The organism is Methanosarcina subterranea, assembly GCF_055385895.1.
Genome location: NZ_AP042426.1, coordinates 4,840,916 through 4,856,051 on the forward strand (window position 1 = coordinate 4,840,916; position 15,136 = coordinate 4,856,051).

Genomic DNA, 15,136 nt, shown 5'->3' on the forward strand with positions numbered 1-15,136 from the left:
GGCAGAAGACCGGCCACACGACTTGAAATGGCAAAGCAGGGCTTGAAAATGGCAAACTGGTCCTGAAGGGTCTGGACTGGAAAAATATGGAAAAAATATGAGAGAAAAGCTGTAAAAAAGCTGTAAAAAGTTAGAAAGGAAAAAGCTGCAAGCATGAGAGGGTGAAATTTTGATCCAAAAAATGGCAACCGAAGAACTTGACAGGTTCGGAGAGAAAATCATTGAGGGCCTTGAATTGTCTGATGATGACCTGAGGGCTCTTCTTTCCCTTGAATCCGAAGAAGAGCTCGAAAAGCTATACCATGTAGCTCGAAAGGTCAGAGACCATTATTTCGGCAACAGGGTGTTTCTTAACTGCTTTATCTATTTCTCTACTTACTGTAAAAACCAGTGTGCTTTTTGTTACTATAACTGTAAAAATGAAATCAACCGCTACCGCCTGACCGGGAAAGAGATCAAAGAGATGTGTAAAGCCTTAAAAGGAGCGGGCTTTCACATGATTGACCTGACAATGGGAGAAGACCCGTATTATTATGAAGAGCCGGACCGCTTTGTTGATCTTGTCCGGACAGTAAAGGAAGAACTCGGGCTTCCAATTATGATTTCTCCGGGAGTGATGGACAACAGCACTCTTCTCAAAGCAAAGAAGAAAGGGGCAAACTTTTTCGCCCTCTACCAGGAAACCTATGATCCTGAGCTTTACAAAAATCTCAGAGTCGGACAGTCCTTCGAAGAACGGTTTAATGCCCGCCTCTTTGCAAAGGAACAAGGATACTGTGTAGAAGACGGAATTCTTACCGGCGTCGGGAACGATATAGAATCGACTGTTATTTCTATCAGGGGAATGAAATCAAATAACCCTGATATGGTCAGGGTTATGACCTTCCTGCCTCAAGAAGGGACCCCACTTGAGGGTTTCAGGGAAAATTCAAAACTTTCGGAACTGAAGATTATTTCAATTCTCAGGCTTATGTTCCCGAAATGCCTGATCCCGGCTTCCCTTGACCTGGAAGGTATCGATGGCATGGTATACCGCTTAAATGCCGGAGCAAACATTGTTACCTCTATCCTGCCCCCCGATTCCCGATTAGAGGGAGTTGCCAATTACGACCGCGGCATGGAAGAGCGGGACAGAGATATTACAAGCGTTATCAAAAAGCTGAAGGTCATGGGAATGGAACCCGCACCGCAGGCTGAGTTTGAGAAAATCCTGGGGTGCTAGCCTGAAAACAATATGCCTTATAGGCGGGAAACTCCAGGGCTTCGAAGCTGCGTATCTCTCTAAGAAAGCCGGAATGAAAGTAGTTGCGATAGACAAAAATCCACAGGCACTTATCAGAAACTATGTTGACGATTTCCACTGTTTTGATGTAATAAAAGAGCCGGAAAAACTTCTGGAGATCTCAAAAAAGGTTGATGCCGTACTCCCGGTAAATGAAAATCTTGAGTGCATTGAGTTTCTGAGTGCCATAAAGGAAAAATTTTCCTGCCCCATGCTCTTCGATTTTGAAGCTTACTGGATCAGCAGAGATAAGAAGAAATCAAAAGAATACTTTGCGACCATAAGAATCCCCACCCCGCAGGATAAACCATCTGAGCCACCTTATTTTGTAAAACCCTCCTGTGAAAGCAGCAGTGTGGGAACCAGGATAATTTATGACGAAAAGGAACTTGGGGATCTTGAGCTTGGCATGCTTATCGAAGAATATGTGGAAGGGGAAGTGGTTTCCCTTGAAGTGATAGGAGACGGAAGCCATTTTGCTGTGGTAAAGGAAACTCTTGTACACATTGACGAAACCTATGACTGCCATATGGTAACCCCTCTCCCTCTCGATTCCTCCTTCAGGGAGATATCCTATTCCCTTGCAGCAAACCTTTCCTTAAAAGGGATTATGGATGTGGAAGCAATCTCCGGTCCCATGGGGTTGAAAGTAATAGAAATCGATGCCCGTTTCCCGAGCCAGACCCCAACTGTAGTCTATCATTCTTCAGGGGTTAACCTCATAGAGCTTTTGTTCCGTGCCTTCGGAGAGGGTGTTGAAGAGATCAAAACCCTTCCTGAAGACAGATGCTGCATTTATGAACACCTCATGCTTGCGGAAAACGGAGCCCTTATCCCTGTGGGAGAACAGGTGCTTTCCATGGGGAGTGATTACGGTAAGTATTATGAGGAGCTCGGCATTGAGATTTTCCTGTGTAAAGGAGAGGACCCTGTATTTACTCTGGTTTTCTGGGGCAAGGATAGGGAAGAAGCCGAGTCTAAAAAGAGTAAAGGGCTTTCAATCCTGAAAGAACGTTTCGGAGCTATTTTGTAAAGCAGTAAGAATTTTTTAGAATAAAAATGTGTTCAAAAACAGAAAAGGAAGATAAAAATGGCACTTTTAACCCCAGAAGATCTTGAAAATATTAACAGACAACTTCAGGAAGCTGATTCTGCTGTACGGAGAGTTACAGGCCTTGATATAAAAGGAGTCTGTAAAGACTTCTACGGCACAACCCCATGCTGTGAAAAGATAGGCATCGTACCTGTGACCTCGGGAAACGGGATCATAGGGAACTTTTCGGCTTCTTTGCACGCAATTACCGAGTATTTTGGGTTTGATAGCTTCGTTACGGATATGCCTGACGTAAGTGGCTATTACGAAGCAGTAAGGAATGGAGCGCAAATTATCCTTATGGCAGATGACAATACCTTCCTTGCACACAACCTCAAAAACGGAAAAATAGCCAACAATCAGCCCTGTACAGGCATAATATATGCTGAAATAGCCTCCAGGCACCTGAAAGCCGATTCAAAGGACGTGCTCGCCGTGGGACTGGGAAAAGTAGGATTCCCGGGAGCGGCACATTTTGTACACAAGGGTTTCAGGGTTTACGGATACGATGCAGACAGAGATCTTCTCGAAAAAAGCGTTTCCAGCCTTGGAATTATTCCTTTCGACCCCGACAATCCCAAAAAATTCTCCATTATTTTCGAGGCGACGCCCTGTGAGGACACAATTCCCGAAGCGGTACTTTCCGAAAACTGTGTGATCTCTACCCCTGGGATTCCCTGCGCAATTTCCAGGGAGCTTCAAAAGAAGTATGGAGTTGAACTTGTAATGGAACCTCTCGGGATAGGGACTGCATCCATGCTGTATTCTGTCCTGTAAAAAAGTAAAGAAAAAGTGAGGAGACCTTTCCTCACGAACCTTATTCTGCTTTGATTTTGAGTTCCCGAATTACGTATTGCCTGAATTGCGTCTCGCCCGAATTGCGCCTCGGGAGTACGCGTCCTTTTCGCTCCGCTCAAGAGGACTAAATTATAGCGCAGAATTACGCTTTGCTCTGGTGGGTTGAGTGAAGAGCAAGTAAAAAAATAGTGGGAGAATAAATCCCACGAGCCTTATTTTTCCTTTATTTTGAGTTTTGTAATGTCGATGGCATTTTCAGGGCAAACACTGACACAGCGCCGGCAGCTCGTGCCAAGGCATTTCTGGCTGTCGTATTTTGCGATCCTTATGCCGTCGGTTTCGACGATTTCAAGGGCGTCTTCAGGGCATTCATTTACGCAGGTCTGGCAGTATACACACTTCTCTACAGGAACTTCGAGGATTATACCTATTTCTTTGAGGATGGCAAGCCCGCCGACTCCTACCTGTTCGATATCCTTACTGACCCGTTTTTCTATGTCAGCATGTTCAAGTATTTTTGGGAGTTTTGGCAGACCGTAGAGTTCAAGCATCTGGTCATACATTTCAAGGGGCATGCCCATGGTCCAGTAGGAGAGCTCACATAAGTAAAAATTATTGAAAGTATCGCTTGTTGCCATCATGAGGTGGTCGGCGGTAATTCTTTTTGCAACCTCGATAACATCATCCAGCCTCGACCTGTTCAGCACAAGTTCCCGTGCAAGGGCAAGAGAAGTGTTTCCAAACTGGACTATTTTTTTTGCATAACCAGGAGCGGCTCCGAGCCTGCGGGCAGCTTCAGCGTCTACATAGGCTCCGGAAGCTCCTGACATATAGGCATACTCAAGGTCTTCGTATTTAATCCCGGATTCTACTATAAGGGTCATGTGAGCAGCACGAATCGCTCCGATGGCTTTTCCGGCTTCTTCGACATCTTTTTCATTAATTTCGATTCCAGTGCCCAGAATCAGTTTTCCATTGGGGAGTTTTGGAGGCTTTTCAATGAGCCCGCTTTTCAGAGCAAGTGCAAAAACCGAGATAACTCCTGTCCCTGTGATACCTGCAGCTTCGTACCCGTAGGATTCTTTCATTTCGCCTGTTACAGGGTTGATGAGATAGGCATCCTGTTTTTCCATTTCCTTATCGAGCACTATAATTTTCCAGTATTCGCCTTCAGGTTTTATATCACAGATTGCCCCCGGGCTTGCAAGCATCCCTGAACTTATGCCCTGCCCTTCAATTGCAGGACCTGCGGCAGCGCTTGCCGTTATAATCCTATCTCCTACTTTGAGAGCCATTTCTGCATTTGTCCCGTAATCGGTCACGAGTGCAGGTTCGGTCTGAATAAGAAAATCAGTTTCGAGCATCATTGCAAGGGCGTCAGCCCCTATCTCGTGTTTGATTGCGGGAGGCACGATTACTTCACAGTTCGGAAGATCTTTATCCCCGAAAAGTTCTGAAGCTGGGAATACACGAGCATCTCTTTTTACGTTCTGGACTCCGAGCATTTTCTGCTTGTTTTCTCCGGCATATGCCAGGTCTCTTATCTCGATATTCTGGAAAAGAGAAAGCTGGATAGGATTTCCGCAGACAGCAAGTCTTTCTACTTTCGAAAGATCCGCATCGAATTTCAGGAACATCCTCCTGATAGTTTCGATAATTACTCCGTGAGCCACGTCCTCACCTGTAGTGATTGCGAAATCCAGGTGGTCCATGACGTTCCCTCCTGGGAGGGGGTGACCCATGGTTATAACTGTCTTCAAGGTCTCGTTTGTTTCAAGGTCAATAAGCTGGGCTCTAAAACCGCTGGTACCCAGATCAAGTGCTATTCCGTACATTTTTTAGATCCTCCGGGAGTATCATTGTCGAGGCGTCCCGGCACCATGGACTGCCCCGGAAAAGAATGGGATATGAAGAGTAGATTCTTCTAATTCGATGCAGGGAAGAGAATAATAATTTATAACTTATACAATATATAGACTATTCCTCCCGAGTTGCTCATTCCAAGTCTCGCTGCCCGAGTTTCGCGTCGGGAGCACGAAGTCCGTTTCACTCGCTTCGCTCGCTCAAGCAGACTAACTTATAAAATTAAAGCTTTTACTTCCCGAGTTTCGCGTCGGGAGCACGAAGTCCGTTTCACTCGCTTCGCTCGCTCAAGCAGACTAACTTATAAAATTAAAGCTTTTACTTCCCGAGTTTCGCGTCGGGAGCACGAAGTCCGTTTCACTCGCTTCGCTCGCTCAAGCAGACTAACTTATAAAATTAAAGCTTTTACTTCCCGAGTTTCGCGTCGGGAGCACGAAGTCCGTTTCACTCGCTTCGCTCGCTCAAGCAGACTAACTTATAAAATTAAAGCTTTTACTTCCCGAGTTTCGCGTCGGGAGCACGAAGTCCGTTTCACTCGCTTCGCTCGCTCAAGCAGACTAACTTATAAAATTAAAGCTTTTACTTCCCGAGTTTCGCGTCGGGAGCACGAAGTCCGTTTCACTCGCTTCGCTCGCTCAAGCAGACTAACTTATAAAATTAAAGCTTTTACTTCCCGAGTTTCGCGTCGGGAGCACGAAGTCCGTTTCACTCGCTTCGCTCGCTCAAGCAGACTAACTTATAAAATTAAAGCTTTTACTTTCCAAATTGTGCCTCGCCCGATTGCGTCTCGGGAGTTCGCTGTCCTTTTCGCTGCGCTCAGGAAGACTAACTAAAAAGATATTGTAGCTTTTCCTTATTTTTCAGGTTTTCTGTGGTTCATCTCTCGGTCTGAGATTGGGGAAGAAATTTTGAACCGGACTATACTCTAGAGAAGTTAACCTTAATTAAATCCCCGAGCCTCTATATACATTAAAGTTTCCCCGGGGCATGAAGAATAAAACAAATTTACTTGTTTTGAGAGGATATTCAGCCGTTTCCGCCAGATTAATTGATAGTTTTTTATAATAAAATCTTTAATTAAGAAATAATAATACATATTTATTTATAGTATGGATTTTTGAAATTAGGGCTGTCTATAGAACTTAGAGAGGGATTATAGATGACAGAATATACACCAAAAGAACGATTATACCGAGCACTGAGAAAACAGCCAGTAGACAGAATGCCTGCTGTATGTTTCACACAGACCGCAACTATTGAACAGATGGAAGCCTCCGGAGCCTACTGGCCTGACGCCCATGCAGACGCAGAAAAAATGGCAACACTCGCAGAAGCAGGACACACAGTAATTGGCTTTGAAGCAGTTAGAGTTCCCTTCGACATTACAGCCGAAGCAGAACTTTTTGGCTGCGGAATAAAGGCTGGCGACTTGAAGCAGCAGCCTTCTGTGATAAAACACAGCGTAAAGAATCTGGAAGACCTGGACAAGATTAAGGAATACAGCTTGAATGAAGGCAGAGTGGGCTTAATCCTTGAAGCTATCAAGATCCTTTCCGACAAATATGGAAAAGAACTTCCTGTTATAGGGTCTATGATCGGTCCCTTCTCCCTTGCCCAGCATATCAACGGAGATGCCTGGTTTGGAAACCTTTTCACAGGTGAGGAAATTGTCCCTGCACTTCTGGATTTCTGCTCGGATTTCAACGTAGCATATGCAAAAGCAATGGTTGAAAACGGGGCAGATACGATAGCCATTATTGACCCGACAGCAAGCTATGAGCTAATTGGTGGAGAATTCTACGAGAAATATGCTCTCCCCTACCAGAAAAAGATCATTGACGCTATGAAGGAACTCGATGTCGGCACCATACTCCACATCTGTGGAAATACGACCAATGGCCTTGCAATTATGGACAAGACCGGCGTAAATGGCATAAGTGTAGACCAGAGAGTGGATATCAAGACCGCAACAGGCAACGTGGAAAATGCAATCATTATCGGAAACGTTGACCCGGTAGCTGTACTCTGGAATGGGACCCCTGAGGATGTTGCAGAAGCCTCAAAGAAAGTACTTGACGCTGGTGTAGGACTTCTTTCACCCGGATGCGGAATTGTGAGCATGACACCTAGTGCCAATCTCCAGAAAATGGTTGACTGTGCTAAAAACTATAAATATTAAACAATACGGACGAAATTACCGGACTAAAAAATAAAAGAATAATAATAAGAAATTAAAATGCCGGCACTCAAGCCGGTTTCTCTTTTTTGATAATATCACTGCAATCCATCCTGAGAAATGGCTTTTTCTTATTATTCTGATCGATTCCGCTGATCCCTGGTTTTTCAGACGAACTGGATGTATTCAGGGTTGAACCGGATTTAGTATTTAAGTTTTTCTATTAGAGGAGAAAATCAATAAACAGACTTTGAAGCCACAGATTCCATATATTAAGCTCAAGTCAAAAAACGTCCGATAGATTATATTTATACTTTTTGTTCAACTGCCCTGAGCTGAGACAATTAGGAGAAAAAAGTGAGAAATAACCTGAATTTCAAAAGGCATAGCCTGAAAAAAATCTCACTTAAAATTTTCTATTATAATATATAATAAAGAAATATAGTGTTCGTTTATATACTAGAATTTCCATCTTTATTTTAGGAATTTGTATCTGAATATTCAGGACAATTCCAGGCAGTTCCAGCAGGCATACTGTTTGGAAATTTGGGATATGAGCGCTAATTCGACTGGGAAACAAACAAATTTGCAGTCTCCAGCAAACTTCCCAGGTAGCAATCAGGAGAAAAGAAATTATTCACAAAGAACCTGAAAAATCGGGTAAGAAATGGCAAATGATAGTGAATAATTTCCGTAATAGGCAATTAGGATTCATACTGTGAAGGCATTCCCTACGCCTAATGGCTGAATATAAGGCGCAGGGCTTGTAATATAGTGAAAACCCCATGCAAACGCTTTTTTTACCTAGCGGAGCTTGGGCATACTTGAGCAATAAACCTTTGCAAGATCCGTTGTCTATTGAGATCCTGTATTGACACATTGTACTGCCCAACTAATACTGGCAGAACAGCCAGTTTCAACGGAAATGGAGGTTTAAAAAAAATGGCAAACCAAGAGATTTTTGATAAGTTGACCAACGCGATCGTAACTCAAAACGTCGCAGGTTGCGCACAGTTAGCCCAGGAAGCCCTGGATGCGGGAATTTCACCTGTTGACATTATCACAAAGGGTCTTTCCCCCGGAATGAAGATTATCGGTGACAAGTTCGAAGCTGCCGAGGTTTTTCTGCCTCAGATTATGATGTCTGCAAAAACCATGGAAGCTGCAATGAAGGTCCTTACTCCCGAACTTGAGAGAACTAAAGTGGAAGGAGATGAAGGAACCGGGCTTGCAATCACTTTTGTTGCAGAAGGAGATATCCACGATATCGGACACCGTCTTGTCTCAACCATGCTCGGGGCAAACGGATTTGAGATCCTTGATCTCGGAACTGATGTCCTCAACGAGACCGTTGTAGATGAAGCTGCAAAACGCAAAGGGCAAAAGATCATCCTTGTTGGCTCAGCCCTTATGACAACCTCCATGCTCGGCCAGAAAGACCTCATGGACAGGCTCAGGGAAGAAAACCTCAGAGACAGCGTAAAGTGCATGTTCGGAGGAGCCCCGGTATCCAAAAAGTGGATCGATGAGATCGGTGCGGATGCAACCGCAGAAAACGCTGCAGAAGCTGCAAAAGTTGCACTTAATGTAATGAAATAATCCTGGGAGGCAAAAGGACATGACATTTAGAAAATCATTTGACTGCTACGACTTCTACGACAGGGCAAAAGTAGGAGAAAAGTGCACCCAGGATGACTGGGACCTTATGAGGATCCCAATGAAGGCAATGGAGCTCAAGCAGAAATACGGGCTTGACTTCAAAGGAGAGTTTGTCCCTACAGACAAGGACATGATGGAAAAGCTCTTCCAGGCAGGATTTGAGATGCTGCTTGAGAGCGGTATCTACTGTACTGACACCCACAGGGTCGTAAAGTATACCGAAGACGAGATCTGGGACGCAATTAACAATGTCCAGAAAGAGTTTACCCTCGGTACCGGCAGGGATGCAGTAAATGTAAAGAAGAGAAGTGTCGGCGACAAGAAAAAACCCATTATCCAGGGAGGTCCTACTGGTTCTCCTATTTCAGAAGAAGTATTCATGCCTGTCCATATGAGCTATGCCCTTGAAAGGGAAGTAGACACAATTGTAGACGGTGTGATGACTTCAGTCCGAGGCAAACCACCAATTCCAAAAAGCCCTTACGAAGTCCTTGCAGCAAAGACAGAAACCCGCCTTATAAAGCAGGCATGCGCAATGGCAGGTCGCCCTGGAATGGGCATATAGGGCCCGGAGACTTCCCTGTCCGCTCAGGGAAATATAGCATCTGACTGCGTTGGCGGCCAGATAAGCTCGGACAGCCACGAAGTCTCTCAACTAAACGAACTCAAAATCGACCTCGATGCAATTGCAGTGATTGCCCACTACAAAGGAAACAGCAACATCATCATGGATGAGCAGATGCCCATCTTCGGAGGATACGCAGGCGGCATTGAGGAAACCACAATTGTTGACATTGCAACCCACATCAACGCCTTTATCATGAGCAGCGCAAGCTGGCACCTGGACGGTCCTGTCCACATCCGCTGGGGCTCAACCAACACAAGGGAAACCCTTACTATCGCAGGCTGGGCATGTGCAACCATTTCCGAGTTTACAGACATGCTCTCAGGAAACCAGTACTACCCATGTGCAGGACCATGTACCGAGATGTGCCTCCTCGAGGCTTCAGCTCAGTCTATTACTGACACGGCATCAGGAAGAGAAATTCTCTCAGGTGTTGCAGCAGCAAAGGGTGTTGTAACAGACAAGACAACAGGTATGGAAGCCAGAATGATGGGAGAAGTAGCAAGGGCAACTGCAGGTATGGAAATCTCAGAGGTCAACAGGATACTCGGCGCTCTTGTGCCACTTTATGAGAAGAACTATGCAAGCGCACCAGCTGGAAAGACTTTCCAGGAATGCTACGATGTAAAGACAATAACCCCAACTGACGAATACATGCAGGTATATGACGGAGCAAGAAAGAAGCTCGAAGACCTGGGACTTGTATTCTAAGCCGAAGTTCTGAGCCTGAAGTTTATACTGAATGAACAGCAAGCCAGCGAGAGCTCGCTGGCTAATTTTTTTTGAAAAACTTCAGGCGAAACAATTATAAATATACATTACGAGTTATGCGGAAAATTCTTCACGAATAGGGGAACGTATACAAAAACTCTGTATGTAAAAAGAAGGGGATATAAAAATGGATATCTGGACTGTTATAAACGGACTAATATATCTTCTGGCTTTCGGGCTGATGGCCTGGGTTTTACTGGACGCCAGCAGGGTTTCAAAAAAAAGGGGCTGATATGGCGTGTCTGAACACCATGAGTCTACCAGCCTTGTAAAGACTCTGCGGCCCTTCCACGTCTGGGCACTCGGAGTAGGAATTGTGCTGGTCGGAGAGTACATGGGCTGGAACTTTACTGTCGCAAAAGGAGGAATCCTGGGTTCCCTGCTTGCGATGCTGGTTGCAGGGACAATGTACGTCATAATCTCCCTCTGTGCCAGTGAACTCGGGTCAGCAACCAAACTCGCAGGAGGACCCTATGACTGGGCAAGGTTATTTATCGGGCCCGGAGCAGCTGCCAGTGTAGGGCTTGCAGTTTATATGGAATACATAGCTCTTGAAGCGGCAGACGCTATCGTTGTCGCATTCATCGCACAAAGTATCTTCCCGGAGCTGCAAGTTTTTCCTGTGACTTTGCTTGTTATTGCACTTCTGACCTTTATTAACTACCGCGGCGTTGTTGCGGCTCTAACCCTGAACTTTGTCCTGACCATGATCGCTTTCATTGCAATAGTGATCTTCTTCTTCACAACTGCTTTTGGCGGCGTGGATATTCACCCTGAATACCTTTTCCAAGGGGCACTGCCAAACGGGATGATAGGACTCTTTGCGGCGCTGCAATTCGGGCCATGGTTCTACTTAGGGATAGAAGGAGCAGCAATGTGTGCTGAAGAGTGTAAACACCCCTCAAGGGCAGTACCTCTCGGACAACAAGCCGGCATGATTACCCTGCTTATAGGAGCGGCAATGACCCTCTACCTATGTGCAGTGCTAATCCCTACGGACCTGCTCGGAGTTTCCGTGTATCCGCTTTTTGAGGCTGCACAGAACAGTGGGATCTTTATCTTTGTTGCCCTGCTGGGACTCGGAACCTTCCTGACCTGCATTGCCAGTGCAAACGGCTGCGTCTGTGATTCCTCACGCTCCTGGTTTGCCCTTTCCAGAGACAATTATGTGTCTTCCTGGTTCTCGGCAGTGCACCCGAGGTATAATACCCCATACAGGGCAGTAATCTTCACTGTGCCTGTTGCAATTGGCTTTGCATTCAGCGGTTTCCTTGACCAGGTAATTACCTTCTCAATTATTTCAGGGTTGCTCTGCTATGTGCTGATTCCTTTCTCCCTGATCCGTTTCAGGAACCTCTTCCCGCAGTCCACAAGCAAAGTCAGGCCTTTTGTAGGCCCTCTTCAGCCGTATATTGCTTACTTTGCAATTGCAATCGCAATTACGATTCTTTCAACGCTGTTCTGGGGCTACAAGTATAACCTGATCTTCGCCTTTGTGTTCTACGGAATTGCGTACTTCTATTTCAGCCATAGGCACAAGAGTTCGAACATAAAAAACAACTGGGCTGAAATGGGCTGGCCTTTACCCAATGGCTCGGAAAATGGAAGGATAGGAAAGGAGGCGGTGGGCATTGGAGACAAATAACAAGGCACTGGAAAGCAAATATCATAGCAAACTTAACGGGGATACGGTTCTCGTTGTAGGCATGCTTGCTTTGCTTGTAGGTGTGGAAGGATTCATAATATACAAGATCCTCGCCGAAACATGGGAAATTGCTTCCGGTTTCTTCTACCTTTACGTAATCTTTCTCGGACTGATCTTTTTGATCGAGACCATAGGGTGCCTGAGGGTAAGAGACTCCATCAAAAACCACATGTTCGAGTTCAAATATTACGATTAAGGAGGCAGAAGACATGGCAGAAAAGAACATCTTTGTAGAGGTCTTTGATATTGTATTTATCTTTATCCTTGCCTTCGCCTGTGTGGTTATTCCCACAGTGCTCCAGGGAGCTGTGCTCGTTTCCTGGGGAGAAGGAGGGGCAGGAATAGGCTTTGTCTGGGACCCTGTAGGTTTCTTCAGTTTCTTGCTTGTCATAATTGCTTTCTTTGTGGTGATCCTGTATCACTCTGTAAAGCACTACAAATACTGAGAGACCGAAAGAAACTGGAAATAATACAGAAACTGAAAATAATAAAAAACTGAAAAAAGGTTTAACCTTATGTCTGCCTGGAGGAGAAGTCAGGCAGACAATACTTTTTAAAAAGCCTCAAAACATGGCAGGTTATCTCGTTTTTAAATTAAGATTATAATAGAATTCTACCGTATGAGCATGATCTCCCTGAAAAGAGGGATCATTCAGGGAGCAATGGAGGGATTTTTTTGTGGATTTGTTCAGAAGACCCGAATCCGACTTCTGCTCGAGGGAGTACAGGCTCCGACTCTCTATAGAGGGTACAGGCACACCACCAGGGATGTATCCTGAAATCTCAGGTCTGTACCTCGTTTAGAAAGTATAATTAAGCCCCTAAACTCCTGAGAAGCATGAGCTTCTGGTCTACTTACAATAAAAGATAAAAACTAATTGTATATATAATTTGCTGCCCTAATTCCAATTAAAGGACTGTAATATATATATTTTGGTATTTGGAGAGAATATATAATAGAAGTATTTATATAACACAGCTCAAGAGGAATTTAAAAAAGGGAAAGGTATAAAAGAAAGTTCCTCACATCTAAAACAAATTGAAGTGAAAACAAAAATTACAATCAGGATATATTTAAAGCCAATTTCACAGTTTCTTATGATGAATTATTTAAGGCTAATCTCATTTTCATTCAAATGATGCGATTAAAGTTTGGTAACTCCTACTTTCTTCAATTAAATTCTTCTTTTTCTCAAGAGATAAGTTAGAAAAAAGATTATAATTTAAAATTTAACTTTGCATTAGTAGCATATTGTCCATCAAATATTTTTTTTACCACATCCCCGAATATTCAATTAATAGACGTCTATATTCAAGACATCATGTTTATATATAAACGTAGTAACAATTCAGGTGGCCTTTGAAAGGCTACAATTTTTCCTCTTTTCGAGGAAAAATTGCATATAAATTAAATCCTATTTTGTTTCGTTATTATGCTTACACGTGAAGAGATCCTCGTTATCTATGAAGCTGGTCCTGAAGCTGTAATTTCTGTAATCCAGAGACTTGAAACTATCATAGAAGAACAAGCTATTCGAATTGCTGAACTAGAAGAACGTGTAAGGATTTTAGAATCTCGCTTAAATCAAAATAGCAGAAACAGCAGTAAACCTCCTTCTACTGACTTTTTAGTCAAAGAAAAACCTAATCCCAAGAGTCTCCGGAAAAAGAGTGGGAAGAAACCTGGAGGTCAAGAAGGTCATCCAGGCACAACTCTTGATATGGTTAATGATCCTGATTAGGTAATTGAACATTCTTTGACCTGCTGCAAAGAATGTGGACATACTCTTGAGGATGTTGAAGTTGAAGCTTATGAGAGAAGACAAATTTTTGATATTCCTCCTGTAAATCTAATTGTTACGGAACATCGAAGTCAGATTAAGACCTGTACTCACTGTGGAAAATCAAATAAAGCTTCTTTTCCAGAATCTGTGAAATATCCCGTCCAGTATGGTCCTAATATTTTAGCTTCAGCAATTTACTGTAAAAACTACCAGTTTATTCCCTATAAAAGGATTTTAGAGTTTTTTGATGACGTTATGGGGATAAAAATCTGTTCTGCTACGATAATCAGAGCAGAAAAAGAATGCTTCCGGAATTTAGAGGAGTTTGAAAATATGAGTAAGGAGAAGTTAATAACTTCTCCTGTTATCCATTGTGATGAAACTGGGATGAAAATTGAAGGAAAAAGGCATTGGCTTCATGTAGCTTCTAATGACAAATACACCTGTTATTTTGCTCACTCAAAAAGAGGATCAAAAGCAATTAATGCCATGGGAATTCTTCCAGAGTTTAAAGGAATAGCAGTTCATGACGGATGGAAACCCTATAACAGTTATGAATGTGATCATGCTCTTTGCAACGCTCATCTCCAGAGAGAACTTACTGGAATTGAGGAGAACTATAAACAGCAATGGGCTAAAGAGATGAATGAACTGTTAACAGAAATGAAAAAGTATACTGATGAATGCAAAGAGCAAGTCAAAGATCTGGATTTTGAACAAATTAAAGCGTTGGAAGAGAGGTTCAATGCTATCGTCATGAAAGGGATTGAAGAAAATCCACCTTCTCTAAACCCTGAAAAACATGGAAAACGTGGTAAAAATCCAAAAACAAAAGCAAGGAACCTACTTGACAGGTTTATAGAAAACAAAGAACAGATCCTGAGATTCCTCAATGATTTGAGAGTTCCATTTGAAAATAACCAGGCAGAAAGAGACATAAGGATGATGAAATTACAGCAGAAAATATCAGGAACTTTCAGAACTATACAAGGAGCGGAAGCTTTCTGCAGAATTAGAGCTTATATTTCGACCATTAAAAAGAACGATTTACCTGTTATAGAAGGTATTCTCGCGGCGCTCAGCGGAGCACCGCTAACTATACCCTGAGTAGTTACTAAACGTAAAAGTTTATACATTTTTATGTGTTTCTTTTTTATTAAATGCTTGGAAAGTCTTACGGCATCTATGATCATATAAGTTTTACGGCCAAACTCTCTAACAATCAAAGATCAGAGAATATCACTAATTTGAAAAGAATATGCAAAAAGTATGAAAAACAATTAGTTTGAGAATTTACACAGAACGTTTATAAAGAGTCCTCAGAAAGTGACGTATGGAGTTCAAAAAGATTTTCCAGAATCACCCGAACTCCATAACACA

Annotated in this window: 10 protein-coding genes and 2 pseudogenes; 11 read left to right on the forward strand and 1 reads right to left on the reverse strand. The window is 43.4% G+C overall.

All coding sequences use genetic code 11. The annotated features are described in order from the left end of the window. Nucleotides 1-169 precede the first annotated feature (169 nt). Genes pylB through pylD form a run of 3 tightly spaced genes read left to right on the forward strand, consistent with a single transcriptional unit; the run spans nt 170 to nt 3,152 of the window. Complete coding sequence (gene pylB / locus ACZ5A8_RS21090; RefSeq protein ID WP_464531352.1) at nt 170-1,222, forward strand: methylornithine synthase PylB; 1,053 nt, start codon at nt 170-172, stop codon at nt 1,220-1,222. Continuing rightward, nucleotides 1,200-2,315, forward strand: coding sequence for a 3-methylornithine--L-lysine ligase PylC (gene pylC, locus ACZ5A8_RS21095; protein WP_464531353.1), 1,116 nt, complete (start codon nt 1,200-1,202; stop codon nt 2,313-2,315). Before pylB ends, pylC begins: the two co-directional genes overlap by 23 nt. Nucleotides 2,316-2,372: 57 nt before the next feature. Beyond that, nucleotides 2,373-3,152: a 3-methylornithyl-N6-L-lysine dehydrogenase PylD gene (gene pylD / locus ACZ5A8_RS21100; protein WP_229389381.1), complete on the forward strand. Its 780-nt coding sequence runs from the start codon at nt 2,373-2,375 to the stop codon at nt 3,150-3,152. 233 nt (nt 3,153-3,385) lie between these two features. Here pylD and ACZ5A8_RS21105 read toward each other — a convergent pair whose 3' ends face one another. Continuing rightward, a complete protein-coding gene (locus ACZ5A8_RS21105; protein ID WP_464531355.1) occupies nt 3,386-5,008 on the reverse strand; it encodes a methylamine methyltransferase corrinoid protein reductive activase in 1,623 nt (540 codons plus the stop codon). A gap of 1,187 nt (nt 5,009-6,195) precedes the next feature. On the opposite strand from ACZ5A8_RS21105, the gene mtbA reads away from it, so the two are divergent. From mtbA to tnpC, 8 genes and pseudogenes are all read left to right on the forward strand, one after another. Next, complete coding sequence (mtbA, locus tag ACZ5A8_RS21110; protein WP_229389375.1) at nt 6,196-7,215, forward strand: methylcobamide:CoM methyltransferase MtbA; 1,020 nt, start codon at nt 6,196-6,198, stop codon at nt 7,213-7,215. 939 nt (nt 7,216-8,154) lie between these two features. Further along, complete coding sequence (locus ACZ5A8_RS21115) at nt 8,155-8,811, forward strand: methyltransferase cognate corrinoid protein (protein WP_464531356.1); 657 nt, start codon at nt 8,155-8,157, stop codon at nt 8,809-8,811. 19 nt (nt 8,812-8,830) lie between these two features. Beyond that, nucleotides 8,831-10,207, forward strand: a pseudogene (locus ACZ5A8_RS21120) (monomethylamine:corrinoid methyltransferase). Nucleotides 10,208-10,505: 298 nt separating this feature from the next. Further along, nucleotides 10,506-11,912 carry an APC family permease gene (locus tag ACZ5A8_RS21125; RefSeq protein ID WP_464531357.1) on the forward strand — a complete coding sequence of 469 codons (1,407 nt, stop codon included), beginning with the start codon at nt 10,506-10,508 and terminating at the stop codon, nt 11,910-11,912. Next, nucleotides 11,899-12,168, forward strand: coding sequence for a monomethylamine permease (locus tag ACZ5A8_RS21130; protein WP_464531359.1), 270 nt, complete (start codon nt 11,899-11,901; stop codon nt 12,166-12,168). The genes ACZ5A8_RS21125 and ACZ5A8_RS21130 overlap by 14 nt, the downstream gene beginning before the upstream one ends. Before the next feature lie 13 nt (nt 12,169-12,181). Further along, a complete protein-coding gene (locus ACZ5A8_RS21135; RefSeq protein WP_464531360.1) occupies nt 12,182-12,418 on the forward strand; it encodes an AcrB/AcrD/AcrF family protein in 237 nt (78 codons plus the stop codon). A gap of 180 nt (nt 12,419-12,598) precedes the next feature. After that, the gene (locus ACZ5A8_RS21140) at nt 12,599-12,751 is read left to right on the forward strand and encodes a hypothetical protein (protein WP_464531361.1); all 153 of its coding nucleotides are present in this window, start codon (nt 12,599-12,601) and stop codon (nt 12,749-12,751) included. A gap of 654 nt (nt 12,752-13,405) precedes the next feature. Further along, nucleotides 13,406-14,863: pseudogene (gene tnpC / locus ACZ5A8_RS21145) on the forward strand (IS66 family transposase). The last annotated feature ends 273 nt before the right edge of the window (nt 14,864-15,136 follow it).

Excerpts from the sequence above, each read along its gene's own strand:
- pylD (WP_229389381.1), top strand. The coding sequence starts at position 2,373 with ATGGCACTTTTAACCCCAGAAGATCTTGAAAATATTAACAGACAACTT.
- ACZ5A8_RS21105 (WP_464531355.1), bottom strand. The coding sequence starts at position 5,008 with ATGTACGGAATAGCACTTGATCTGGGTACCAGCGGTTTTAGAGCCCAG.
- mtbA (WP_229389375.1), top strand. The coding sequence starts at position 6,196 with ATGACAGAATATACACCAAAAGAACGATTATACCGAGCACTGAGAAAA.
- ACZ5A8_RS21115 (WP_464531356.1), top strand. The coding sequence starts at position 8,155 with ATGGCAAACCAAGAGATTTTTGATAAGTTGACCAACGCGATCGTAACT.
- ACZ5A8_RS21135 (WP_464531360.1), top strand. The coding sequence starts at position 12,182 with ATGGCAGAAAAGAACATCTTTGTAGAGGTCTTTGATATTGTATTTATC.
- ACZ5A8_RS21140 (WP_464531361.1), top strand. The coding sequence starts at position 12,599 with ATGATCTCCCTGAAAAGAGGGATCATTCAGGGAGCAATGGAGGGATTT.